Genomic DNA, 24,122 nt, shown 5'->3' with positions numbered 1-24,122 from the left:
AACAAAGTGGTACTTCATGACGTACGTTGCTGCTTGGCTTTTTATCAAAAAGAGTATCGACAGTGGCGTACGTTTTTCAGTTGTTACTCACCATTTATTTAACAGTGTGTCATTAAACAACGCAAAAAACTAAATGATGAATAGCAATTTTCTAATCAGAAAATCGAAGAATACGCCACAGGGTAAGGGGGTTTCATGGCAGATATAACTGATATGATGGATATACCAAAAGGTGCATTGCATGGTATCAAGGTCCTCGATTTATCAAGAGTGTTGGCAGGTCCCTCTTGTACGCAAGTGCTCGCCGATCTGGGCGCAGACGTCATCAAAGTTGAGCGTCCACATATCGGTGATGAGACGCGCCACTGGGCACCGCCAACCTTCAGCGATGACACCTCCGCTTATTACGCTACCATCAATCGTAACAAAAAATCACTCACGGTAGACATCACCACGCCAGCAGGGCAGACCATAATCAAACAGCTCATCGCTGACAGTGATATTTTGGTAGAGAATTTCAAAGTCGGTGGTCTCAAAAAATACGGTTTAGATTACGACAGCCTCAAGCAAGACAATCCGCGCCTGATTTATGCGTCTTTGACAGGGTTTGGGCAGACAGGACCAGATGCCAAGCGTCCCGGTTATGATTATATTATTCAAGGGTTGTCAGGGTTGATGAGTATCACAGGACCAAGTGATGGCGAACCACACAAAGTTGGCGTCGCAGTGATTGATTTATTTGCAGGTTTACAGCTGACGATTGGTATCCAAGCGGCGCTATTGGCGCGTCAACATACTGGCGTCGGTCAACATGTCGATGTCGCACTCTTAGACAGTGCGCTGTCTATGCTGGCCAATGTCGGCATGAATCATTTGGCTTCAGATAAGATTCCACCAAGACTGGGCAATCAGCATCCCAACATTGTGCCTTATCAAGTATTTGCGGCTAAAGGGGAGGCGCACTTTATTTTAGCGTGCGGTAATGATCATCAATTTGCCAAACTGTGCAACGTATTGTCAGTTGATTGGCATCTTGATACGCGTTTTGCGACCAATCCTAATCGCGTTGCCAATCGTGGGCTGCTTTGTGCTGAGCTGACTAAAATATTTGCCAAACAGCCTCGGGCTTACTGGCTTGCAGCTTTGGATCAGGTCGGCGTACCTTGCGGTGCGATTCACAACGTCGCCGAAGCTTTGGCGATGCCGCAAGCACAAGCGCGAGAAATGATCGTGAGTTTCGCTCAGCAAGGCAGCCCCGTTCGCGCCCTTGGCAATCCCATCAAATTATCGGCATCCCCTGTCAGCTATCGCACACCGCCACCGCGTTTGAGCGAGCATACCGATAGTACGCTTGCTGATTTAGGCTACGACAGCGAGATAATCGCCAAGCTAAAGGCGGACGGCATTGTTTAGTTCAATGCTTGCCACAGTATCTTTACAGTGATAAATACTAAAAAATGGAATTTTTAAACAAAACAAGCTAAACCAAGTAGTGTAAAACAAGGAATGTTAAGCATGAAAATATATAGCCATGAAAACCTAAGTCTGTATAGACCGTTGCCCTATTTTTCTTATGGCAAGATGTTTGAGCCGCTGGAGATACCAGAGCGTATGGTGGAATTGTTAAAAGAACCAGCAGCATTGGGTTTAGAGGTTACCGCTGTCACCGATATCGGTATCGCGCCCATATTAGCCGTTCATGATAATGAATCTTGCAACTACGTCACATAAGCAATCAATTATGAGTCAGCTATAAAGCCCAAATGCCGCTCAATCTGTTCGGCCAATTCAATCAATACCGCACTGACCTCAGCCCGTTTGGACTCATACTCTCCTTGCAGAAAACTCACTGCCATGCCAGCGACCGCCGTGCCGGATGCATTACGAATATACGTGCCCAAGCAGTACATCCCATCACGCAACTGCCCATTATCGAGCGACACTCGACTTTCCTGAATCACCGCAAGCTCAGTGGATAAATCCGCAAAGTTTTTGACGCCATGTTGGGTCATGGGTGTGGGGAACTTTTCTTTATACAGTGACTTTATGCTATCCATCGACAATGTGGATAGCATGGCTTTGCCTGTCGCCGAAAATACCGCAGGCACGCGCACGCCTGCACGAAAGGTAAAACCAAGCGGGGCAGGTGATTCATGGCAGGCCAAAAACACCACTTCTCCCAAATCCAGTTTTGACAACGTCACCGTGTGTTGCAGTAGCACCGGATACTGCACGATCAAATCCTTAAACAATCGTACAACGCCTTGCTGCTGCTCGTACTTTCCCGCCCAATACATTAGATATGAGCCCAAATAAAAGCGGCTTTCAGGATCTTTATAAATGACGTGCTTGGACAGTAGGCTCTGCAAAATATTATGCGTAGAGCTGCGAGGAAGCCCCAATTCTTTGGCAATATGAGCGGCTGTCAGCGGCTGGGCGCTATCGGTAATCAAGTCCAAAATCTGAAAGGTTTTGTCTAAGGCAGGTACGGCAGTCGAGCTCATAAGTAACCTATAAAAGTAAAATAAAATGAAAAAGCACAAGATAATTATCAAAATAATGCGATTAAGGGTTGCAAATCACGACATATCGTTCTTATAATGATGTCTCGTATATAGAATACGTGTTCAGTATATTGAACAAAAAAACAATTATCAATCATTATCTCATGACTACTATTATATCCACTCTTATAAACATACCTATATGACAAGGAAGGAGCGTTAACATGTCAAATACGCTACAGTTATCCAATCCAGACCTACTCAAACAATCTTGTTTTATCAAAGACGGCTGGTATGCTGCCAGTGACGAGGCGGTACTTGAAGTCAATAACCCATTCAACGACGAGCTTATCGGTACCGTGCCTAGCCTCACGACCGATGATGTCAATGACGCCGTTGCCTATGCTCATGAAGCGCAAGTTGCTTGGGCGGCAAAAACGGCTAAAGAGCGTGCAGAGCTGTTGCAAAAGTGGGCGGATCTCATTGATGCCAATAAAGAAGATCTTGCGATCATCATGACCGCTGAGCAAGGCAAGCCGCTTACTGAGTCACGCGGCGAAATCGGTTATGCCAATAGCTTTATTCGCTGGTTCGCCGAAGAAGGCAAGCGCGTTTACGGTGATGTCATTCCTGCCAATAGTACGCAATTACGTCACGTCGTGCTCAAGCAGCCCGTCGGTGTTTGTGCCGCCATCACCCCTTGGAACTTTCCAGCGGCGATGATCACGCGCAAAGTCGCTCCAGCGATGGCAGCAGGCTGTACAATTATCGTCAAACCAGCCACCGAAACGCCATTCTCAGCATTAGCATTGGGCGCTTTGGCAGAGCAAGCGGGTATTCCTGCAGGCGTGCTCCAGATTGTAACGGGCAAATCATCAACCATTGGTGAAATCCTAACAGGCGATGCACGTATTCATAAGCTGTCGTTCACAGGCTCTACAGAAGTCGGTCGTACGCTAATGGCACAATGCGCGCCGACTATTAAAAAGCTATCACTCGAGCTGGGTGGCAACGCGCCATTTATCGTTTTTGATGATGCTGATCTTGAGAAAGCGGCGGCAGGCCTTATCGCTTCCAAATATCGCAATGCGGGTCAGACCTGTGTGTGCGCCAACCGTGTCTACGTGCAAGACAGCATCAAAGATAAGTTCCTAGACGTCTTTGTCAAAAAAGTCGCTGAACTAAAAGTAGGTAACGGCTTAGAAGAAGGCGTCGATATTGGACCGCTTATCAACAAAAAAGCGTTAGATAAAGTTCAAGCCCTGCTAAAAGACGCCTTAGATAAGGGTGCCAAATTGGTCACGGGCGGTAGTGTCAATGACGCCTCAGAGCTGACGTATAACCCAACCGTTATTACCGATATCAGCAGTGATATGGATATCGCCTCTGAAGAAATCTTTGGACCAATTGCGACCATATTTACCTTCAAAGACGAAGCAGAAGTGATTCGTGCTGCCAACGATACCATTTATGGCTTGGCCGCTTACTTCTATAGTAGTGACTATGCACGCTCATGGCGCGTCACTGAAGGGTTAGAGTACGGCATGATCGGCCATAACACGGGTTTGATTTCTACAGAAGTTGCCCCATTTGGCGGCGTAAAACAGTCTGGTTTTGGTCGTGAAGGTTCAAAATATGGTATCGAAGACTATATTACGACTAAATACTGGTGTTCTGACATCAGCTAATAAATAACTCGGCTAGCATTTAGCAGAACATTCGTTTAACAAAAAACTTAACGAAACATTTTAGATGTCGAATGGTGTTTTATCTTAAACAAACATCCCTCGATATCTAAAAGGTATCAACTGAACCGCCAATCACTAGATGGCATTTATGTTACGAACACAGAAAAGGACATTCCCATGACTACCAATCAGTCATTACTTGAGCGCCGCAAAGCTGTTTTACCAACAGGACTTGGGGTTGCCTTTCCTATCTTTGCAGAAAAAGCAAAGAACTCAGAGATTTGGGACATTGAAGGCAAGCGTTATATCGACTTTGTCGGTGGTATCTCAGTATTGAACACCGGTCATAGCCATCCAAAAATCACCCAGCGTGTGCATGAGCAGCTCGACAAATTTACGCACACTGCGGCGCAAATGATCAACTATGAGTGCTATGTGGATTTGGCAGAAAAGCTGTGTGAAAAAGCACCGATCAGCGGTGATAAAAAAGCGTTCTTTTTGACTACTGGCGCAGAAGCGGTCGAAAACTGCATCAAGATTGCACGTGCTAAAACGGGGCGTCCAGGTGTGATCTCTTTTGTTGGTGGCTGGCATGGTCGCACCATGATGTGCATGAGCCTGACTGGTAAAGTACTGCCATACAAAAAGAACTTCGGCCCAATGCCAGGACCTGTGTTCCATGCATTGTTCCCTGCAGAAGAGTTGAATGTGACCGAAGAACAAGCGCTACATAGCCTTGATATGATCTTCCAAGCAGACATCGATCCGAGTGAAGTGGCAGCGATGATTGTTGAGCCAGTCCAAGGCGAGGGCGGTTTCCATCAGGTAACGCCATCATTTGCCAAAGCACTACGCGAGATCTGTGATGAGCATGGCATCGTGCTTATTTTTGACGAAGTACAGTGTGGTTTTGCTCGTACAGGTACGTTGTTCGCCACTGAACAGTTAGGCGTCGAGCCTGATTTGATGACTGCCGCGAAAAGCTTGGCGGGTGGTTATCCTATCTCTGCGGTCATCGGCCGTGCTGATATCATGGATGCGCCGCAAGTCGGCGGCTTAGGTGGCACTTACTCTGGTAACCCGCTCGCCTGTGTGGCTGCGCTTGCTGTCATGGAAGTGATCGAAGAAGAAAACTTACTGGAGCGTAGTATCGAGATTGGCGATACCATCGCGTCGTTCTTAAAAGGCTTGAACCTAAGCAGCATCGGTCATATCCGTCATAAAGGCGCGATGCTAGCGTTTGAATTGATTGATAGCGAAGGCAAACCTGATGCAGCAGCAGCAGCCAACCTAAAAGCAAAAGCATTTGAGCAAGGCTTGCTACTAGCGTCTTGTGGTATGTATGGCAATGCTATTCGTGTGATGGTGCCATTAACAGTTGAAGACGAGGTGCTACAAGAAGGTCTTGATATCATTAAAGATATCCTTGCAGCTTAATAGTTATCGAGTGTCATAAAATTTAGCGATGGATCGCTTCTAATCAAACATTGATTTTGATTGAAAAGTTATAGTGAAGATAACGGCAAGGTTGCCCTTATGACACTCACATGGAGTGTGATTTTAAACGGCGCCTTGCAAGTCAAGGCGCCGTTTTTGCTATGTGAATATCAAACAACGAGCAATCGGCTTTCTTTGGCGGAAACGATATACAGTAAATATGATGGGTATTACTCCATTAAATAGAAATAGTGTAACCATAAAAGGTTCACACGGATGACACACAGACAAGGAGTAGGTTATGTCTGAATTAAAGAAAACGTTAGGTGTGTTCGATATCATTGCGCTGGCATTCGGTGCGATGGTTGGTTGGGGCTGGGTCGTGCTGGCGGGTGGTTGGATTATCTCGGCAGGCATCTGGGGCGCAATCAGTGCATTCTTAATTGGCGGTCTTGTGGTGGTTTTGATTGGCGTGACCTATGCTGAATTGGCGGCATCTATGCCTATCACAGGAGGCGAGCACACGTATACACACCGTGCACTGGGGGTAAATATATCCTTTATCTGCTCATGGAGTATTTTATTTGGTTATTTTTCCGTCGTTGCTTTTGAGGCGGTGGCACTGCCAACCGTTGTCGAATATGTCATTCCCAATTATAGTCAAGGCTATCTTTGGAATGTCGCAGGCTGGGATGTTTATGCCACGTGGGTAGCTGTCGGTATGCTTGGCTCCATCATTGTCACCTGGCTCAATATACGCGGTATGGAAGTCAGTGCGTGGTTCCAAAAGTTGGCCGTCGTCGGTATTTTCTGCGTCGGTATCTTACTATTCGTTGGTGCGTTATTATTCAATCCTGAAACCTCCAACTCAGTACAAGCACCAAACTTTATCGGTGGTATGGGCGGTATCATGACGGTGATGGTGATGGTACCGTTTTTATTCGTGGGCTTCGATGTGATTCCACAAGCCGCAGAAGAAATCAACCTAACGCGTCCAAATATCGGCAAATTTTTGATTGTCTCTATTATCATTGCCGTGCTTTGGTACGTGGCTGTCGCTTGGAGTGTGGGCAAAACCCTGCCGCTATTGCAAGCACAAGATTCAACATTGGCGACTGCTGATGCGATGACCAACGCTTGGAATGGTAAATGGGCAGGTACGCTGCTGGTTATCGGCGGTGTACTGGGTATTTTATCAAGCTGGAACGCGTTTCTTATTGGTGGCAGTCGCTTATTGTACGCCATGGGTAAAACGCACATGTTGCCACAGTTCTTGTGCAAGCTACACCCTAAATACAACACCCCGGTCAATGCGATCTTGTTGATCGGTGGCCTTGCAACACTAGCGCCATTATTTGGTCGCAAAATGCTCGTGTGGATTGTTGATGCGGGCGGCTTTGGTATCGTTATCGCTTATACTTGTGTTGCATTGTCATTTTTAGTGCTACGCTACCGTGAGCCTAATATGATACGTCCATTTAGAGTACCAGCAGGTAAATTGGTTGGTGTCATCACAATCGTACTCAGCCTTGGTATGTTGGCGCTTTATCTGCCAGGTATGCCGTCGGCATTGGTTCCTATCGAGTGGTGGATTTTCCTTGGCTGGACGGTTCTTGGCGGCGCAATGTATGGCTATGCGTCAATGAAAAACCCTGGTAAGAGTAAAGAGATTATGGATCATGAGCTGCATGAGCTCAAAATCATTAATCAACAATGGTTAAAAGAAAATCCATATAAATAATAGTCTCATTTTAGACAGTTAACTACCTTAAAAAGCCTAACGTCAAACGTTAGGCTTTTTTAGTGCATACAATCAAGTGCTTATACGATTAAGACTTATCACGGATAAGCTTATAGTTTAAGAACTCAGTGATACCAAGCGTACCAAGCTCGCGACCAAATCCTGAACGTTTAACGCCGCCAAATGGGGTATTGGCTTCGGTACCAGACGGCGCGTTGATAGTGACCATGCCCACTTCTAATTTATCAGCAATATCAGCAGCTAGGGCAGCATCTTGCGTTTGGATAGAAGCACCAAGACCAAAAGGCACATCATTAGCAATCTTGATAGCGTGATCGACATCACGAGCCTTGTAGACGACAGCGACAGGACCAAACAACTCTTCACGGTAGACATCCATTGATTCAGTGACATCTGTTAGTACCGCAGGTTTGAACCATGCACCAGGCTTATCTTTGACCAGTCCACCTTCTACTAGGACCGTCGCGCCTGCTTCAACGGCACTATCTAACTGCGCTTGCAGATTGACCGCGGCAGCCTTTGAAGACATTGGGCCGATAAAGGTTTTTTCATCAAGAGGATTGGCCAATGTCATACCACGTACAGCATCAGTAAAGCCCTCAACGAACTTGTCATAGACAGACTCAAGCACGATTAGGCGTTTGGCGGCGTTACAGGCTTGGCCGGCATTACCAAAACGACCAGAGATCGCGCCTTTTATCGCTTGTTTGATATCGGCATCTGCTGCAACGATAAAGGCATCGGAGCCGCCAAGCTCCAACACGACTTTTTTGAGTGCGCCGCCTGCTTCTTTGGCAACGGCTTGTCCAGCGCGCTCAGAGCCAGTGAGTGAGATACCTTGTACACGCTTGTCATGAATAATAGTCGCTGCCTGCTCGTTGGTGGCAAAGATATTGTTATAAACACCTTCAGGTACGCCGACCTCTTTGAACATATCAGCGATAACTTCTGCAGTCTTAGGGCATTGAGGCGCGTGCTTTAAGATAATAGTATTACCTGCCATAAAGTTTGGCGCGACAAAACGTGCCACTTGATAATGCGGATAATTCCACGGCATGATACCGAGTAGAACGCCAACAGGACGTTTTTCTACCGAAGCTGATCCTGAGTCAACGTCAATGGTATTCGGCGCGAGTAGCTGCTCAGCATTGTCTGCATAGTAACGATAGATCTCAGCGACCAGACCGATTTCACCCTTGGCTTGTGCAACGGGTTTACCCATCTCACCCGTCACGATACGAGCCAGCTCGTCTTGACGTTCCAGATAGCTATCGGCAATTTTATGCAGTAGTGCACTGCGCTCGCTTAGTGAAACCTGACGCCAGTCTTGATAGGCGTTGTCAGCCTGCTCGATGACTTGCTGGATGTCTTGTTCAGTGGCGGTAGGGTAAGTGGCTTCTAGTTCGCCAGTGGCTGGATTGTTGATTTGATAATCGCTCATACTTTTTCCTTATTTTTAGCGTGTTTTTGGGTTTAAAATCCATTTTTGTGTTTATGCTTATATTTTCAGTTACTGCTATGCTTTCATTTGCTAATAAGTGCGATTTATTATGGTTCATTGTAATACAATGAATATTACCGCCGCCATAGACAATCTCTTTTATGCGTACTCCCACTACTTGATGCTGCGGAGAGATTTTTTCAAAGTGCACATACACCAATGACTTATTAGGCTCGTGTTCTGTAACTTTAAACTGAATACTCATCTTAATACAGATTGAAAATGCCACTTCCATTGCTGGAAATGGCATTTTTTTGCTTAATACATCTCATCATGACTGAGATTGGCTCCTGCACAGATAGAGGTAGGCAGTCAGCTTATGACTTTTGATCAGCGTCAGGTGCTTCTGATTTGATATCTACTTTTGTTGTTTCTTCTACTTTTATTTCATCTTCTATTTCTGGCGATTCCGCTTTACTTGCTTTTTCTTTGATCAATTTGACTTTTGGGCGTTTGGGGATGGGTTCGACATGTTTGACCGCCGCACCAAAGGCAGGTTTATAGGTCTTTTTAAGGCTTCTTTTGGTTCTTCGTACGGCGAGCGCATCGGCCTCAGCCTGTTCTTCTGCCAGCGCAGTATCGTACAATCCTTGGTATACCGCGATTGTCTTTTCGATCATCTCACGCATGGTGAATTTGTTGGTCATCTCAGGTCGCGTCACACTTTCTAATTGATTGCGCACCGCTTTACATAACGAGTTGGCATTGTGTTCTTTTACCAAACCTTGCGGATAGAGCGGTTGTAAGATTTCGCTAAAGGCGGCTTTATCCCAGCCAATGACAGGTGTGCCCAAATGAATCGCTTGCAGGGCATTAATGCCGATCGATTCTGGTTCATTGGCAAGTGCCATAACGATATTGGCCGCTGAGAGCCATTCACGCATGTCATTACGCTTGCTACCCACATAAGTAATGCGCTCAGCCAACCCCAGACTGTGAGTACGTTGACGAAAGTCTTCATGAGCGACATCACCATCTTTATCATCATCGTCCATAATGATGACATGAATATTGGGAAATTGCTCTTGTAGATTGCCCAAGATATCAATCAGCCATTCTTGACCATACTCATTGCCAATGACCGTTGGAAATACGAGCCACTTCTTATGCTCAAGCTCAGGATATTCCGCAAAGGTATGACGCAACCAATAGACCGATGGATTGTGCCGATAAGGATAGCGCCGAGTATCAATGCCGCGGTAGATACGCGTGATGACTTTGGGATCGGCTTCCTCGCGGCGCAGTCTTCTTGTTAGATATTGGGTGACGCTATCAGAGACCGTTATAATTGTATCGACATTGAGCAATGCTTGAGAGTATTTATTGATAGGATAAAACCCATACATGGTCGAGACCAGCTTTGGGAAACGCTTGACCCGCGCTCGGCGCAATGCTAAATGCAATATCCATGCAGGGGTGCGCGAATGTACATGAATGACATCAGGCTCATACTTCTCAATCAAATGCCGTAGTGCTGAAACTTGCAGCAATGACAGCCACGATTTTTTGTTCATGTGGACTTGATGATAGTGATTGCCATCACGCTTGAGCCGTCTGACCAAGTCATTGCTCTCATCAGCGCTAGAAACAATGATCGAGGTATGCCCGTTTTTGACCAGTGCGCGCCCAAGATGAAAAATACCGCGCTCGGATTCATCATGCTTCAAAGACGACAGTAGGCGCATCACTTTCATAATAACATAGGTCACAGGTTAGGAGGATCAAGCTGCTATTGTCAGTTAAAAGCGCATAAAACTCAACCATCAAGATAAAAAGATGGCGTCAGATATGTGGCTTTCCAGCAGATATGAGCATAATTTTCTTGGCTCAAAACTACTCAAATGTATTTAGCGGCGTTTTTGTAGATGCTCAGCGTTGGGCAATACTTGTTTTTCGCTTAAGTATTTCCAATATCGCTGCGGTAGATATTGCCTGTGTAGCTTGGGATTTTTGCGCTCCTTGATATTGACGTTGGTAAAGTAGCCTTGCCAAAACTTTTGATAACGCTGCTCATCAGGGCTATGAATGCTGGCAGGATTGCGTAGTACCGCATCATCAAGGTCGGTGATGGTTTGTAGCGGCGCGGGACGAGTAGGCGTGCTATTACTTTTATCATAATAAATGCCGTAGCCGCGTGTCAGATCATAAATCGCCCAGTGCTGATCTTGATAACGCTGACGAAAATGCTCCCCAATCAGTGGCAATACATTAAAATCAGGCTCGACCCGTGCAAAATAAATATCATCGGTCGTGTGCTCAAAACGTACAAAGGCCTCCATGCGATGTTTTTCACGGCCGACGGATTTGACCGTCTGTACCAGCTCTAACACATCCAAGTGACCAAGATCTTGCATGATATTTCGGCTAGGGTAGTCAATGGCATACTTAACCACACGGAATAAAGTCGTGCCGATATCGTCCTTTTCTGATAAAAACCCCCACAAGATATTGCGCATACCTGAGCGACCAAGCAAGCTATTTAGTTTAACCAATACGCGCTCTGCGTTGTCTGCATCCGTTGCGACGCTAATCGCTTGCGCAATCAAGGAGGGTATATAACAGTCTTGAGCGGTGAGTTTGAGTGAGGCGTCTTCTTGCAATCGATTGGCATAGACATAAAACACCGCGCTGAGCCAGCCCTCAAAGCTTGGCTCATACAGCACAATGCTGGGCGTTAACTGACCGATAGTATAATTGTCGTTTTGCACAAGTGCTGACATGGTTTATCCTGAAACGATGTGAAATGTATTTTGGCTCGCCATAAAATGTATGTAAGTATTGTCAAATGCTACTGGGGGATATTTTTCTTGCGTGCTGTTCGCATCGCGTGACAGAGGCTGCAAAAAAGAGTCCTGTCCCCTGCTTTTTATCGTTGGGGCTGATGCTAAAATTGCCCCATACTGCGTTACAAATCTCGCTAAGGCATCTGCATTATCGTCGCTTTGTGCCTTGTCTGGAACAGTTTTAGCGATCAGCAGTGCCTATTTGCGAATGTTCAACACGCCCTAGATTGATTTATATTTATGACAATGCCAAATTTAAAACAACGCTAGCTGTCCGCTACGTTGATCTTTAAACTTGGTCTGCGTTTGCGCCAGTACATACTGACGGAAGTTATCGCGTGTCAAATGGGCAAGGTGCTCGTTTTTGCCAGTGGTTGCGATAAAATACTTGGCACGGTTGACCGCGGCTCCCATCTTTTTTAGATGATAGAGCGTCAACTGGTTAAATTTGCGCGCTTTGACGATTTTTTTGGCCGTCTTGGTACCGATGCCAGGGATACGCACGATCATCTCATAAGTCGCTGTCTGAATATTGACGGGGAAATGCTCGCGATGGCGTATCGCCCACGCCAGTTTTGGGTCACAGTCTAAGTCCAAAAATGGCGATTCTGGCTCGACAATTTCATGCGCACCAAACCCATAAAAACGCATTAACCAATCTGCTTGATATAGACGGTTCTCGCGCACCATCGGCACAGGGGTCCCAATCGCTGGCAAGCGATTATCAGAGAGCATCGGTACATAACCTGAGTAATAGACACGCTTGAGATCGTAGGTTTTGTAAAAGTGACTCGATAGCTGAATCACTTGCAGATCCGTCTCGTTACTTGCACCGACGATCATTTGACTGGTCTGACCCGCGGGCGTAAATTTAGGCGCTTTTTTGTGGGTTTTGCGACTCTCACGGATAGTTATAATCTCTTCTTTAACCGTTTCCATCGGTGCTTTTAGCTCATCATGTGACTTCTCAGGCGCAAGCAATGCGAGCCCTGACTTAGTCGGAATTTCGATGTTGACGCTCAGACGGTCTGCATATAGTCCTGCCTCTAGCAATAGCTCTTTTGAAGCGCCAGGAATAGTTTTTAGATGAATATAACCGTTAAAACGCTCGCGAGTACGCAGGAGCTTGGCAACTTCGACCAGTCGCTCCATCGTATAGTCGCCACTTTTGAATATACCAGAGCTGAGAAATAGCCCCTCAATATAGTTGCGGCGATAAAACTGCATGGTCAAATCAACCACTTCTTCAACCGTAAAAGCAGCGCGCGGCGTGTCGTTGCTTTTACGTGAAGTACAATACGCGCAATCATAGATGCAATGGTTGGTCAAAAGAATTTTTAGCAGACTGACACAGCGACCATCTTCGGTATAGCTGTGACAGATACCGGTTGCTGAGGCATCGCCTAGAGCGCCGCCTTGGTTTTTGCGAGTACCAGCGGAGGAGGAGCAAGAGACATCATACTTGGCAGCGTCAGCCAAGATATTGAGCTTGCCCTGTAATCTTTCATAATTGATGTTTGCCATAAGTCGGTTGTTACCAATTAATTAACGAGTAACCATTTTACCAAAATATGTATTAAGTCATTGTATTTATAAGAAAATTTAAAAAATAACACGACAGATAGTGTCGTATCCATCAAGAGGTTGTGAGCGAGCATACATGCTACTCGATATGACATACATTAAAAAAGGCCTTGAATATTCAAGACCCTTTGCAACATGATACTGTTAAAGATACGTATTTTGTAGTGAGTGCATTATTTATTGAACCTTGGCACGTATCACGACGGTTTGATTACCATTGGCATTAAGATTTGCTAAGTTCCATTTCAGGCCAGAGTAGTTTTCTTGCACAACAACGGTATTGCCAACTTGCTGAATGGTTTTATAAGTGTCGCCGCCAGTGGTGGCAAACGTTGGTAATGGGCTATTTAACGATACCAGCTGGACGCCGCTTGGCAATGAAACCATAGCATTGATGTCATTAACTGGCTGTGCCGTGGTGTTGGTGTATGTGGTGTGATACTCAATGATATCACCAGGGGCGATATGGTTGGCAGGCACCGCAACTTCACGTCCAGCACTATTCTTCATGATTTTCATGACCTTGGTGTTTGCATTGACGACACCCGGCGTGCTAAAAGTCGGGGTCAATTGCAAGGTATCTAACGTGGTCGTCGTGATTTGATTGCTCACAGATGGATGGATAGATGGCTGGTTAGTGATGACGGTTGTCGCTGGGGCATTCATCACAGGTAATGGAGTAGCGGTAGTGACAGGCAGGGCTTGTGTCACAGTGCTAACTGGCGCCGTGACGACGTCTACCTTGGTGACGCTATTGGTCACTCGATTGGTTACAGGTACGCTTGTGACAGTCGTGCTGCCTTGAACCACAGGAGATTGGCGAACGACATAGCGCGGCACAGTCGTCACTTTTGTCACGGCATAAGGCATGCCATCTTGCATGGTGATACCGTTAGGTGTCGCAGTAATAGTGGCTGTTTTGCCATCAGAGTATTGTTCAACTACCGTCGTGCTACCACCAGCAGATGAGCTAATCGCAATCTCAGGATCGGCATGGGCTGAGGATGCAAGCACCATACCTGCGAGCATTGCAGATACCGTGGTGGTTAGTGCTGATGGTGTATAAGATTTCATGGTCATAATAGACTCCTTAACAGTATCAATAAAAAAAAGCAGCAATAAGTAAAACAGCAATAATTAACGTCTAAACAAGCAAAACCCCCGCTAAATGACACCAAAAAGTATGCCAAATAACGAGGGTATCAGTACTGACGATAGTCGGTGTCTATAATCAGACCATCATTATTTTGAGTAAAAGTGCTTCAGTATAAATTTACATCGATATTATGTGGGTAATATCACCTAATATAAAAATTACGATGCACTAAAAACTCAAATAATTATGTGCCAAAACAAATCGTGTATAAAAGCTGCATTGTGTAACCGAAACGGTATAAATGCTATCAATACGTAATGTTGCTTATATTCATGTTATTGGGTAGCGAATAGCCAGCCGTATCTGTCACTGTCAAACATGTTTGCTATTTAAGAGAACTAGTATTTAAAGAGCTATTATTCAAAGCGCCTTTCATCCAGCCTTGAAAGCATCACGCCTACGGATGACCAGAAATAGTGAGTCTTATTAGTCGTAGATAACTTTCATCACTTCGTATTCCACCACGCCCTTTGGCGTTTCGATACGTACTTCATCGCCTTCAAACTTACCGATGAGGCCACGAGCGATCGGTGAGTTAACTGAGATTTTGCCAGCCTTGAAATCGGCTTCATCATCGCCGACGATTTTGTACTGTTTTTCTTCTTCAGTGTCCATGTTTTCGATTATGACGCTGACGCCAAACACGACACGACCTTCTTTTGGCAATGTTGAAGGATCGATGATTTGTGCGCCGCCAAGCTTGGCTTCGATATCACGAATACGCGCTTCGCAAAAGCCTTGTTGCTCACGGGCAGCGTGGTATTCAGCGTTTTCTTTTAAATCGCCGTGCTCGCGGGCTTCAGCAATCGATGCGGTGATGCGTGGACGGTCGACACTTTTTAACTGTTTTAATTCAGCTTCTAAAGCTGCATGTCCTTGCGGAGTCATGGGATAACGTTGCATGTTTTTTCCTTAAACCAATAACACCACACCATCTCATAAGGAGATGGTGCCAGTGTTGTTGCAATGAGTATGAAATATAAAAAGAGCGGGGTTCAGATGGTGTCGTTAGTAAATAGGCTGTTGTGTGTTAGCACCTCTACTTTTAGCACCAAGCGCACTGAACCTTACGTAATAAAAAGCATAGTCGCAGTTCAGCCACTATGCTTTTGTAGGTTTGTCTCTTTCAAGATATTGTTTTTTTAACGTATGATTATCACAAAATAATCAATAACAAGTCTTGGCTAAGCTTTTATATAAGCTTAGCGGTTATGCTTAATCTACTGAAATTATTCAGCCGCGTCAATAGACTTTGCTTGCTCATGCAAATCTTGTAACTTATAGACATCAAACGGTAAGTCAATGGCATAAGATTTACAAACCGCATCGGCTGCGCCTAACGTCGTGACATAGAATACCTTGCCCTGTAGCGCACTACGGCGGATAGAGAACGAATCCTCTTGTGCCTGCTTGCCTTCGGTCGTATTGATAATCAGGTCAATTTTGCCGTTTTTCAAGGCATCAACGATGTGCGGGCGACCTTCAGTGACCTTGTTGATTTGCTGACTTTCGATACCAGCGTCGCTCAGTACTTTTTGCGTGCCAGTGGTTGATACGATATTAAAACCGAAATCTGCAAGCTGACGGGCGATTGGGGCGATTTGTCCTTTGTCGCTATCACGAACTGAGATAAAGACCGTCTTGGTCTCGCCTTCAGTAGGCAGACCCGGCAGACGCTCATTACTACCGATGATAGCTTTGTAAAATGCTTCACCAAAGGTTTTGCCCACGCCCATGACTTCGCCTGTTGATTTCATCTCAGGACTCAAGATGGGATCAACACCTGGGAACTTAGCAAATGGGAACACCGCTTCTTTGACCGCATAAAATGCTGGAACAATCTCAGTCGTAAAGCCTTGGTCTTTGAGCGAGGTGCCAGCCATACAGCGAGCCGCGACCTGAGCTAGCGAAGTACCGATACACTTAGAGACAAACGGTACGGTACGTGCAGCACGTGGGTTCACCTCCAAAATATATACGGTTTCGCCTTTGACCGCAAACTGAACATTCATCAGACCGACAACGCCAAGCTCTTTTGCCATAGCAATGGTTTGGGCGCGCATCACATCACATAGCTCATCAGACAATGAATATGGTGGTAGTGAACATGCTGAGTCACCTGAGTGGACACCTGCCTGTTCGATATGTTGCATGATACCGCCGATGACGACATCATTACCATCACATACGCAGTCGACATCGACTTCGATAGCGTCATCTAAGAAGCGATCAAGCAGGACAGGCGCTTCGTTTGAGGCTTGTACTGCGGTGCGCAGGTAATGTTTTAGCTCATCTTCGTTATAGACGATTTCCATCGCGCGGCCACCTAACACATAAGATGGACGTACCACCAATGGATAGCCCACGTCTTTTGCTTTAACCAAGCCATCTTCTAAGCTGGTTGCTAAAGCGTTCGATGGTTGTACAAGGTTTAGCTGCTGAATCATGTGTTGGAAGCGCTCACGGTCTTCAGCGCGGTCGATCGCATCAGGACTCGTACCGATGATTTTTACGCCCGCTGATTCTAGCGCACGCGCAAGTTTCAATGGCGTTTGGCCACCGAACTGCACAATCACACCGTCTGGGTTTTCGATACGGACGATTTCTAGCACGTCTTCTAATGTGATTGGCTCAAAGTACAGACGGTCGGAGGTGTCATAATCGGTTGAAACCGTTTCTGGGTTACAGTTGACCATAATGGTCTCATAGCCGTCTTCACGCATGGCAAGCGCTGCATGTACACAGCAATAATCAAACTCGATACCTTGACCGATACGGTTAGGGCCGCCACCGATGACCATGATTTTTTTCTTGTCAGTTGGATTGGCTTCACATTCGCTATCGTAGGTTGAGTACATATAAGCGGTGCTGGTCGCAAACTCTGCAGCACAGGTATCGACACGCTTATACACGGGATAGACGCCTAAATCCCAACGCTTTTTGCGTAGTTGCTTTTGTGAGATACCAAGCAATTTAGCCAAACGCAAATCTGACAAGCCTTTACGCTTAAAGCGACGTAGGTTGTTTTCGTTTAAGCCACCAAAGCCGAGTGATTTTACCGTCGCTTCAGTCTTAACGATGTCTTCGATTTGTACCAAGAACCACGGGTCAATCTTGGTGTAATTAAATACGTCATCAACGCTCATACCGACACGGAAGGCATCAGCAACGTAATAGATACGCTCAGGCGTTGGAATGGTTAAGCGGTTGATAATCTCACTACGAGCCTTCTCAGCACTGACTTTGGATAAATCAATTTGCTCATCGAAACCATCCGCGCCAGTTTCCATACCGCGTAATGCCTTTTGCATCGACTCTTGGAAGTTACGACCGATCGCCATCACTTCGCCAACCGATTTCATCTGAGTCGATAGGATGTTGTCCGCTTGTGGGAATTTTTCAAAGTTAAAACGAGGTATCTTGGTGACAACGTAATCAAGCGCAGGCTCAAAGCTGGCTGGCGTTTTGCCGCCTGTGATGTCATTTTGCAATTCATCTAACGTATAACCGATTGCCAGTTTTGCCGCGATTTTGGCAATCGGGAAGCCAGTCGCTTTTGAGGCGAGGGCAGACGAGCGTGATACACGTGGGTTCATCTCGATGACGACCATACGTCCCGTATCAGGGTTGATACCGAACTGGACGTTTGAGCCGCCTGTTTCGACACCGATCTCACGCAATACTGCTAATGACGCATTACGCATGATTTGGTATTCTTTATCGGTCAAGGTCTGCGCGGGTGCGACAGTGATTGAGTCGCCTGTATGTACGCCCATTGGGTCAAAGTTTTCGATGGCACAGATAATGATGCAGTTGTCGTTTTTGTCACGAACCACTTCCATCTCGTACTCTTTCCAACCGATGAGTGACTCATCGATGAGTAGCTGATGATTTGGTGATAAATCAAAGCCGCGCTCACAAATCTCGATGAACTCATCGCGGTTATAAGCGATACCGCCGCCCGAACCACCCATGGTGAATGAGGGACGAATGATACAGGGGTAGCCCATCTTTTCTTGCGTGGCAAAAGCTTCTTCCATCGTTTCAGCCGTTTCAGCGCGCGGACACTCAAGGCCGATACGTTTCATCGCCTTGTCGAATAAGTCGCGATCTTCTGCCATCTCAATTGAGTCTTTGGTGGCGCCAATTAGCTCGCAGTCGTACTTAGTCAGTACGCCATGCTTATCTAGATCTAGCGCACAGTTGAGCGCGGTCTGTCCGCCCATGGTTGGCAAGATTGCATCAGGACGCTCTTTGGCAATGATTTGCTCAACCGTCTGCCACGTGATCGGCTCGATATAGGTCGCATCTGCCATGACAGGGTCGGTCATGATGGTCGCAGGGTTTGAGTTGACCAAGATGACACGGTAGCCTTCCTCGCGTAGTGCTTTACACGCCTGTGCGCCTGAGTAGTCAAACTCACACGCTTGGCCGATAACGATGGGGCCTGCGCCAATGATAAGAATGCTTTTTATGTCGGTACGTTTTGGCATAGTTAGAGCTACCTTCGTTTGATGATATTTTAAGTAATCTTTATTTTTGATAACGCTTATGGCGTTTTATACTTACAATGCGTTGTTACAGTACTGCTCAAACCGCTTTTAGCGATTCAAGCATTGACTTATTATCAAGTTATAATGAATCGTTAAGCTTGAGCAGTTTTAGCCGCTTCCATCATCTCAGCAAACTTATCAAATAGCGGACCACAATCATGCGGGCCAGGGCTGGCCTCTGGGTGACCTTGGAAGCTAAATACTGGCTTGTTGGTCAGCTCGATGCCTTGGTTAGTACCATCGAATAATGAGCGATGCGTTGACTTAACGTTTTCTGGTAGCGTGTCTTCATCAACCGCAAAGCCATGGTTTTGACTGGTGATCATCACTGTGCCAGTCGCTAGATCTTGTACTGGATGGTTGGCACCATGGTGGCCCGTTTTCATTTTGATGGTATTGGCGCCGCTGGCAAGACCAATTAGCTGATGACCTAAGCAGATGCCAAACGTTGGTACGTCTGTTTCTTCAATAATGTGACGTACGGCGTCGATAGCGTAGTCACAGGCGGCAGGATCGCCAGGGCCATTTGATAAGAAGATACCGTCTGGGTTCATCGCGAGCACATCAGCAATAGGCGTTTGTGCTGGGACAACCGTCACATGGCAGCCGCGGTCGACGAGCATACGTAGGATATTGGTTTTGCTACCGAAGTCATAAGCGACGACGTTGAATTTGGCATCGATATGAGTGCCGAGCTGCTTAAAGAAGCCGCCAGTACCACTGTCATGGCTACCCGCCACGTCACGGTTGAGTAGGGTGTCTGATAGATCCCATGTGCCTGCTGTCCATTCAAAGCTTTCTGTCGTGCAGCATTCTTTTGCCAGATCCATGCCCTTTAGACCTGCAAAGCCTTGTGCCAGCTCAATCGCTTTTTGCTCATCTTCAACGCTGATCGTCTCACCGTTTGAGGCAGTCATGATACAACCGTTTTGTGCGCCTTTATCACGTAATAGGCGGGTCAACTGGCGTGTATCAATTTCAGCGATAGCGACGGTATTGTTACGCTGTAGATAGTCGCTAAGCGACTCAGAGTTGCGGAAGTTAGAAGTGGCCATAGTGGCGTCACGGATGATCAGACCGTCTGCCCATACTTTGTGACCGTTACCAGACTCGGTATCCTCGGCATTGGTGCCTGTATTACCGATATGCGGATATGTCAAGGTCACCAGCTGTCGCGCATAACTTGGATCGGTTAGAATTTCTTGATACCCTGTCATGGCGGTATTAAATACGACCTCACCAACACGATGACCTAGGCTGCCGATACTGACACCGCGAAAAATTGTACCGTCTGCTAGTGCCAAAATTGCTTGTGTTTCTACCGATGAATTCAAGGATTGCCTCCGCTGTTATTGGTGAGTGCCATCATGTTTTGTTGGTCTAAAATTGCTCCGTATCCTTTTATTTACGGCATTTGACTGTTGTCATATAGAAGTAATAAAAGGACGACACACAAAAATTTTCCACAAAAAAGCGAGAAGACATTATTGATGAAAACTACAAAACCCACTAGATAGTGAATAGGTAACTTGCATCATGTCCGCTCGCTTAGGCACAGATTTTGCGTATTATATACAAAATAGTAACTTATGGCTAGTATCAAGGGAAAACTGAGTGATTAAAACTGGTAGTGGATAGACAGCCCGTAATAGTCAGGCGCAAGATTGGTTGTGAGGAGAAGCTGATCGTTATAGCTTTTGGTCAAATACATACTACTGGCAACCCCTAGTGCTGCACCAGCAAATACATCAGCCACATCATGTTTTTCCGCTTTAACACGGCTATAACCCACAAAAGTTGCGCCAACATAAGCTGGAATACTATATTCTAATCCATAGCGTTTATGAATGAAGCTTGCGCCCTGAAATGCCAAAGAAGTATGTCCTGATGGGAAGGAGTCATTGTCGCTATGGTCAGGGCGCTCTTTATTAATGGTTGACTTCACAGCATAGGTCACGGCAAGATTGGTAGCAAATGATTGATAAAATTGCTGACGTCCCTCTTTATCATTCATATAATGCGTGCTGCCATAAGCAATGGCAGGTATGGCAACCGCAACAATGTCACCGGCTCTCTCCAAACTTGAGGTATCTTCAGCATAACTGGGCGCGGTGATGATCACACTACTTGCCAACAAGATAATAATAGGTACGTGTGTTTCGCGAAGCATGGATGCGTCCTTAGTAGGGTAGCGGTACTTGTTAGGGCAGGCGCTACGATAGCAAAATGAGAATGTTGGCCTTGCTAATTGTACTATAAAGTGGACATACGATAAGGTATTAAATGGGATTGTATACTGTAAAATATATTTTTTATGGCTATGGTCCAAAGGTCCAAAGTGAGATGCTTCTTTGACATGCGAATCAAATAAGCATAAAAATGATTGTGGTATAACCAATGACTTACTCCAAAATAACATTATCCTTACTAAGGAAAAACGATGATATTTAAATATTTAGACAAAACCCCTGAGTTTGCTGTACCGTTCAACGGTTGGATTGCTGACTCAGCACAAGTAATCGGTGATGTGTATTTGGGTCATCAGGCCAATGTTTGGTTTGGTGCGGTGATACGCGGCGATAACGATCGTATTCATATCGGCGACTATAGTAATGTGCAAGAAAATAGTGTGATTCACACTGATGCAGGTATCAAAGTGACTATCGGTGATTACGTGACTATTGGCCATCTAGCGATGCTGCATGGCTGTGAGATCGGTGATAACAGTCTGGTTGGTATCGGTGCGGTGGTACTCAATAATGTCAAAATAGGTAAAAACTGCCTGATAGGGGCGAAAGCTTTAATTACTGAAGGTCAGGTTATTCCTGATAACTCACTAGTGATGGGCGCACCTGCAAAAGTGGTCAAGACACTGACAGATGAGCAAGTAGCGATGTTGAAAATGTCAGCGCTGCATTATGCTGAGCGTTGTCAAAAATTCAAAACAGGTTTAACAGAAATAGCGATGCCTGATTAACTAAGCGCTTATTTTTAACGATGAAGCGGCAAAAAAGAGTCCTATCCTCTGCTTTTATCGTTAGGTCTGATGCTAAAATTGCCCCATACTGCGTTACAAATCTCGCTAAGGCATCTGCATTATCGTCGCTTTGTGCCTTGTCTGGAACCATTTTAGCGATCAGCAGTGCCTATTTGCGAATGTTCAACACGCCCTAAAAGATTCATATTTTTTCGCAACCAACGATAAGGTCTCACCATGCAGGCAAATCCAGCACAAAAACAACAAAAACAACTGGCGTTATTTGATTTAGATCATACCTTACTGGATGTCGATAGTGACTATCTGTGGGGTGAGTATATCGTCAAGCACGACCTTGTCGATGAGGCTGAGTACCGTACAGCCAACCAGAAGTTTTATAATGACTATATCGAAGGGACGTTAGATGCGACAGAGTACAATGAATTCGTCGCGCAGTTTTTGAGTAGTCTGCCGCTTGATAGACTTGATAAGCTAAGAGAAGACTATATCAAAAGTGAAATTGAGCCGCATATTCGCCCAAAAGCAATGGAAGCATTGTGCCAGCATATTGAGCAAGGGCACGATGTGGTGATTATTTCTGCAACCAACGATTTTGTGGTGTCCGCTATTGCCAAGCGCTTTGGCATTGAGTCAGCCAATGTATTGGCTACGCCGCTTGAGATCAAAGACAATCGTTATACGGGCAAGCTGACTGATAAACCAAACTTTCAGGCAGGCAAGATCTACCATTTAGATAAGTGGCTTGATAAGCAGCAAGCAGCGGGCATCACCTTTGAAAAAACCTATGCCTATTCAGACTCCAAAAACGACATTCCATTGCTAGAATGGGCGGATGTGGCGATCTGTGTGTCACCTGATGAGGCGCTACATGCTCATGCCTTGGCGCATCGCTGGGCCATAGAAGATTGGTCAATCTAGATTGCTTAATCTAGTAATAGTAGGAACAAGAATAATTAGACAACCATTTATGCTTAATCTCATTTAAAATAGCGCCAAATGCGTTATTTATTTTTTTAGAAAAACAGGAACACTTATGGAAATCAATCCGTATCAAGAACAGATTAAAGATTTATCCGAGCGCGGGCAGGATTTGCGGAGGTATCTTTGACTTCGATGGTAAGCAAGAACGCTTAGAAGAAGTCAATTTAGAGCTAGAAAACCCAGAGCTGTGGAATGATCCAGAGCGTGCCACCAAGATCAATAAAGAAAAAAGCCACCTTGATGGTGTCATCGATGTGGTGCTCTCTCTTGAAACCACGCTAGAAGATGCGTCTGCCATGCTAGAGTTGGCAGTAGAAGCAGAGGATGAGTCCTTGCTAGCTGACGTGCAAAGCGAGCTAGATGATGCTGAGCAGCGCGTGGCTGATCTAGAGTTCCGCCGTATGTTCAGCGGCGAGATGGATCCAAACAACTGCTACTTGGATATCCAGTCGGGCAGTGGCGGCACCGAAGCACAAGACTGGGCGGAGATGCTGCTGCGTATGTATACACGCTGGGCGGAAGCTCATGGCTTTAAGGTAGATGTGATTGAAGTGTCTGCTGGCAGTGTCGCGGGTATCAAGTCGGCCACCATTGAGATTAAAGGCGATTATGCGTTTGGTTGGCTGCGTACCGAGATTGGCGTCCATCGTTTGGTACGTAAGTCACCATTTGATAGCAACAATGGTCGTCATACCTCATTTGCGGCGGTGTTTGTCTCGCCTGAGATTGATGATAATGTCGAGATTGACATCAATCCTGCGGATTTGCGTATCGATACCTATCGCTCCTCAGGAGCGGGCGGTCAGCACGTCAACACGACAGATTCTGCGGTACGTATTACCCATGAGCCAAGTGGTGTGGTGGTGACTTGTCAGAATGAGCGTAGTCAGCACGGTAACAGAGCCACGGCAATGAAGATGCTGCGTGCTAAGCTCTATGAGCTTGAGATGCAAAAACGTATGGAAAAACAACAAGCGGTTGAAGACAATAAGTCTGATGTCGGCTGGGGCAGCCAGATTCGCTCATACGTGCTCGATGATTCTCGTATCAAGGATCTGCGTACCGGCGTTGAAACCTTCAACACGGGCGCGGTACTAGATGGCGACCTCGATCAGTTTATCGAAGCCAGTCTAAAAGCAGGTCTATAAAATAGAATTCAAATACCAACTAACATG

19 protein-coding genes are annotated in these 24,122 nt (G+C 45.9%); 8 read left to right on the top strand and 11 right to left on the bottom strand.

The window, feature by feature from the left end:
• The first annotated feature begins 195 nt into the window (after nt 1-195).
• Entirely contained in the window at nt 196-1,413 is a 1,218-nt protein-coding gene (locus HL061_RS03465; RefSeq protein WP_093068186.1) for a CaiB/BaiF CoA-transferase family protein, read from the top strand.
• Nucleotides 1,414-1,515: 102 nt separating this feature from the next.
• On the top strand, nt 1,516-1,731 hold the full coding sequence (locus HL061_RS03460) for a hypothetical protein (RefSeq protein WP_071001858.1): 216 nt from the start codon (nt 1,516-1,518) through the stop codon (nt 1,729-1,731).
• 8 nt (nt 1,732-1,739) lie between these two features.
• Here the strand turns inward: HL061_RS03460 and HL061_RS03455 are convergent, their stop codons facing one another.
• Nucleotides 1,740-2,504 (bottom strand): IclR family transcriptional regulator, encoded by a 765-nt coding sequence (locus tag HL061_RS03455; protein ID WP_071001857.1) that lies wholly within the window; start codon nt 2,502-2,504, stop codon nt 1,740-1,742.
• Nucleotides 2,505-2,728: 224 nt separating this feature from the next.
• Here HL061_RS03455 and HL061_RS03450 point away from each other — a divergent pair, with 224 nt between their 5' ends.
• The 3 genes from HL061_RS03450 (at nt 2,729) to HL061_RS03440 (ending at nt 7,370) form a co-directional block, all read left to right on the top strand.
• Nucleotides 2,729-4,192, top strand: coding sequence for an NAD-dependent succinate-semialdehyde dehydrogenase (locus HL061_RS03450; protein WP_071001856.1), 1,464 nt, complete (start codon nt 2,729-2,731; stop codon nt 4,190-4,192).
• A 177-nt stretch (nt 4,193-4,369) separates the two neighbouring features.
• Nucleotides 4,370-5,629, top strand: a complete 1,260-nt coding sequence (gene gabT / locus HL061_RS03445) for a 4-aminobutyrate--2-oxoglutarate transaminase (protein WP_071001855.1) — start codon at nt 4,370-4,372, stop codon at nt 5,627-5,629.
• A 301-nt stretch (nt 5,630-5,930) separates the two neighbouring features.
• Nucleotides 5,931-7,370, top strand: a complete 1,440-nt coding sequence (locus HL061_RS03440) for an APC family permease (protein ID WP_093068191.1) — start codon at nt 5,931-5,933, stop codon at nt 7,368-7,370.
• A gap of 88 nt (nt 7,371-7,458) precedes the next feature.
• On the opposite strand, the gene HL061_RS03435 is transcribed toward HL061_RS03440, so the two are convergent.
• The 10 genes from HL061_RS03435 to HL061_RS03390 form a co-directional block, all read right to left on the bottom strand.
• Entirely contained in the window at nt 7,459-8,832 is a 1,374-nt protein-coding gene (locus HL061_RS03435) for an NAD-dependent succinate-semialdehyde dehydrogenase (protein ID WP_093068195.1), read from the bottom strand.
• Nucleotides 8,765-9,142 (bottom strand): agmatine deiminase family protein, encoded by a 378-nt coding sequence (locus HL061_RS03430; RefSeq protein ID WP_227674257.1) that lies wholly within the window; start codon nt 9,140-9,142, stop codon nt 8,765-8,767. Before HL061_RS03430 ends, HL061_RS03435 begins: the two co-directional genes overlap by 68 nt.
• A gap of 67 nt (nt 9,143-9,209) precedes the next feature.
• Nucleotides 9,210-10,586, bottom strand: a complete 1,377-nt coding sequence (locus HL061_RS03425; protein ID WP_093068198.1) for a glycosyltransferase — start codon at nt 10,584-10,586, stop codon at nt 9,210-9,212.
• Nucleotides 10,587-10,739: 153 nt separating this feature from the next.
• Complete coding sequence (locus tag HL061_RS03420; protein WP_071001852.1) at nt 10,740-11,612, bottom strand: TIGR03915 family putative DNA repair protein; 873 nt, start codon at nt 11,610-11,612, stop codon at nt 10,740-10,742.
• 318 nt (nt 11,613-11,930) lie between these two features.
• Nucleotides 11,931-13,199, bottom strand: coding sequence for a putative DNA modification/repair radical SAM protein (locus tag HL061_RS03415; protein ID WP_071001851.1), 1,269 nt, complete (start codon nt 13,197-13,199; stop codon nt 11,931-11,933).
• Nucleotides 13,200-13,436: 237 nt separating this feature from the next.
• On the bottom strand, nt 13,437-14,339 hold the full coding sequence (locus HL061_RS03410; protein ID WP_071001850.1) for a hypothetical protein: 903 nt from the start codon (nt 14,337-14,339) through the stop codon (nt 13,437-13,439).
• Between the two features lie 502 nt (nt 14,340-14,841).
• Nucleotides 14,842-15,318, bottom strand: a complete 477-nt coding sequence (greA, locus tag HL061_RS03405; RefSeq protein ID WP_071001849.1) for a transcription elongation factor GreA — start codon at nt 15,316-15,318, stop codon at nt 14,842-14,844.
• A gap of 326 nt (nt 15,319-15,644) precedes the next feature.
• Entirely contained in the window at nt 15,645-18,908 is a 3,264-nt protein-coding gene (carB, locus tag HL061_RS03400; RefSeq protein WP_071001848.1) for a carbamoyl-phosphate synthase large subunit, read from the bottom strand.
• A gap of 152 nt (nt 18,909-19,060) precedes the next feature.
• Nucleotides 19,061-20,302: a glutamine-hydrolyzing carbamoyl-phosphate synthase small subunit gene (carA, locus tag HL061_RS03395; RefSeq protein WP_071001847.1), complete on the bottom strand. Its 1,242-nt coding sequence runs from the start codon at nt 20,300-20,302 to the stop codon at nt 19,061-19,063.
• Nucleotides 20,303-20,586: 284 nt separating this feature from the next.
• Nucleotides 20,587-21,138, bottom strand: a complete 552-nt coding sequence (locus HL061_RS03390; protein ID WP_071001846.1) for a phosphatase PAP2 family protein — start codon at nt 21,136-21,138, stop codon at nt 20,587-20,589.
• A gap of 270 nt (nt 21,139-21,408) precedes the next feature.
• Between HL061_RS03390 and HL061_RS03385 the strand changes: the two genes are divergently transcribed.
• The 3 genes from HL061_RS03385 (at nt 21,409) to prfB (ending at nt 24,095) form a co-directional block, all read left to right on the top strand.
• Nucleotides 21,409-21,945: a gamma carbonic anhydrase family protein gene (locus HL061_RS03385; protein WP_071001845.1), complete on the top strand. Its 537-nt coding sequence runs from the start codon at nt 21,409-21,411 to the stop codon at nt 21,943-21,945.
• A 237-nt stretch (nt 21,946-22,182) separates the two neighbouring features.
• The gene (locus HL061_RS03380) at nt 22,183-22,884 is read left to right on the top strand and encodes an HAD family hydrolase (protein WP_071001844.1); all 702 of its coding nucleotides are present in this window, start codon (nt 22,183-22,185) and stop codon (nt 22,882-22,884) included.
• 115 nt (nt 22,885-22,999) lie between these two features.
• Nucleotides 23,000-24,095 (top strand): peptide chain release factor 2 gene (prfB, locus tag HL061_RS03375; RefSeq protein ID WP_156770966.1). Its coding sequence is split into 2 segments (ribosomal slippage): nt 23,000-23,071 and nt 23,073-24,095, totalling 1,095 coding nucleotides; the frame shifts between segments, so codons are not numbered across the junction.
• The last annotated feature ends 27 nt before the right edge of the window (nt 24,096-24,122 follow it).

This window comes from Psychrobacter sp. PSP, assembly GCF_024085615.1.
Taxonomy (GTDB): domain Bacteria; phylum Pseudomonadota; class Gammaproteobacteria; order Pseudomonadales; family Moraxellaceae; genus Psychrobacter; species Psychrobacter pacificensis.
The sequence above is the reverse complement of the archived record's forward strand: the minus strand, read 5'-3'. Positions and strand labels throughout refer to the sequence as shown.

Bases quoted from the DNA above. Each gene is read 5' to 3' on its own strand.
- HL061_RS03440 (WP_093068191.1), top strand. From the start codon at position 5,931: ATGTCTGAATTAAAGAAAACGTTAGGTGTGTTCGATATCATTGCGCTG.
- HL061_RS03435 (WP_093068195.1), bottom strand. From the start codon at position 8,832: ATGAGCGATTATCAAATCAACAATCCAGCCACTGGCGAACTAGAAGCC.
- HL061_RS03390 (WP_071001846.1), bottom strand. From the start codon at position 21,138: ATGCTTCGCGAAACACACGTACCTATTATTATCTTGTTGGCAAGTAGT.
- HL061_RS03380 (WP_071001844.1), top strand. From the start codon at position 22,183: ATGCAGGCAAATCCAGCACAAAAACAACAAAAACAACTGGCGTTATTT.
- HL061_RS03430 (WP_227674257.1), bottom strand. From the start codon at position 9,142: ATGCCATTTCCAGCAATGGAAGTGGCATTTTCAATCTGTATTAAGATG.
- HL061_RS03465 (WP_093068186.1), top strand. From the start codon at position 196: ATGGCAGATATAACTGATATGATGGATATACCAAAAGGTGCATTGCAT.
- HL061_RS03425 (WP_093068198.1), bottom strand. From the start codon at position 10,586: ATGAAAGTGATGCGCCTACTGTCGTCTTTGAAGCATGATGAATCCGAG.
- HL061_RS03420 (WP_071001852.1), bottom strand. From the start codon at position 11,612: ATGTCAGCACTTGTGCAAAACGACAATTATACTATCGGTCAGTTAACG.
- gabT (WP_071001855.1), top strand. From the start codon at position 4,370: ATGACTACCAATCAGTCATTACTTGAGCGCCGCAAAGCTGTTTTACCA.
- HL061_RS03410 (WP_071001850.1), bottom strand. From the start codon at position 14,339: ATGACCATGAAATCTTATACACCATCAGCACTAACCACCACGGTATCT.
- HL061_RS03385 (WP_071001845.1), top strand. From the start codon at position 21,409: ATGATATTTAAATATTTAGACAAAACCCCTGAGTTTGCTGTACCGTTC.
- HL061_RS03450 (WP_071001856.1), top strand. From the start codon at position 2,729: ATGTCAAATACGCTACAGTTATCCAATCCAGACCTACTCAAACAATCT.
- carB (WP_071001848.1), bottom strand. From the start codon at position 18,908: ATGCCAAAACGTACCGACATAAAAAGCATTCTTATCATTGGCGCAGGC.
- HL061_RS03455 (WP_071001857.1), bottom strand. From the start codon at position 2,504: ATGAGCTCGACTGCCGTACCTGCCTTAGACAAAACCTTTCAGATTTTG.
- greA (WP_071001849.1), bottom strand. From the start codon at position 15,318: ATGCAACGTTATCCCATGACTCCGCAAGGACATGCAGCTTTAGAAGCT.
- HL061_RS03415 (WP_071001851.1), bottom strand. From the start codon at position 13,199: ATGGCAAACATCAATTATGAAAGATTACAGGGCAAGCTCAATATCTTG.
- HL061_RS03460 (WP_071001858.1), top strand. From the start codon at position 1,516: ATGAAAATATATAGCCATGAAAACCTAAGTCTGTATAGACCGTTGCCC.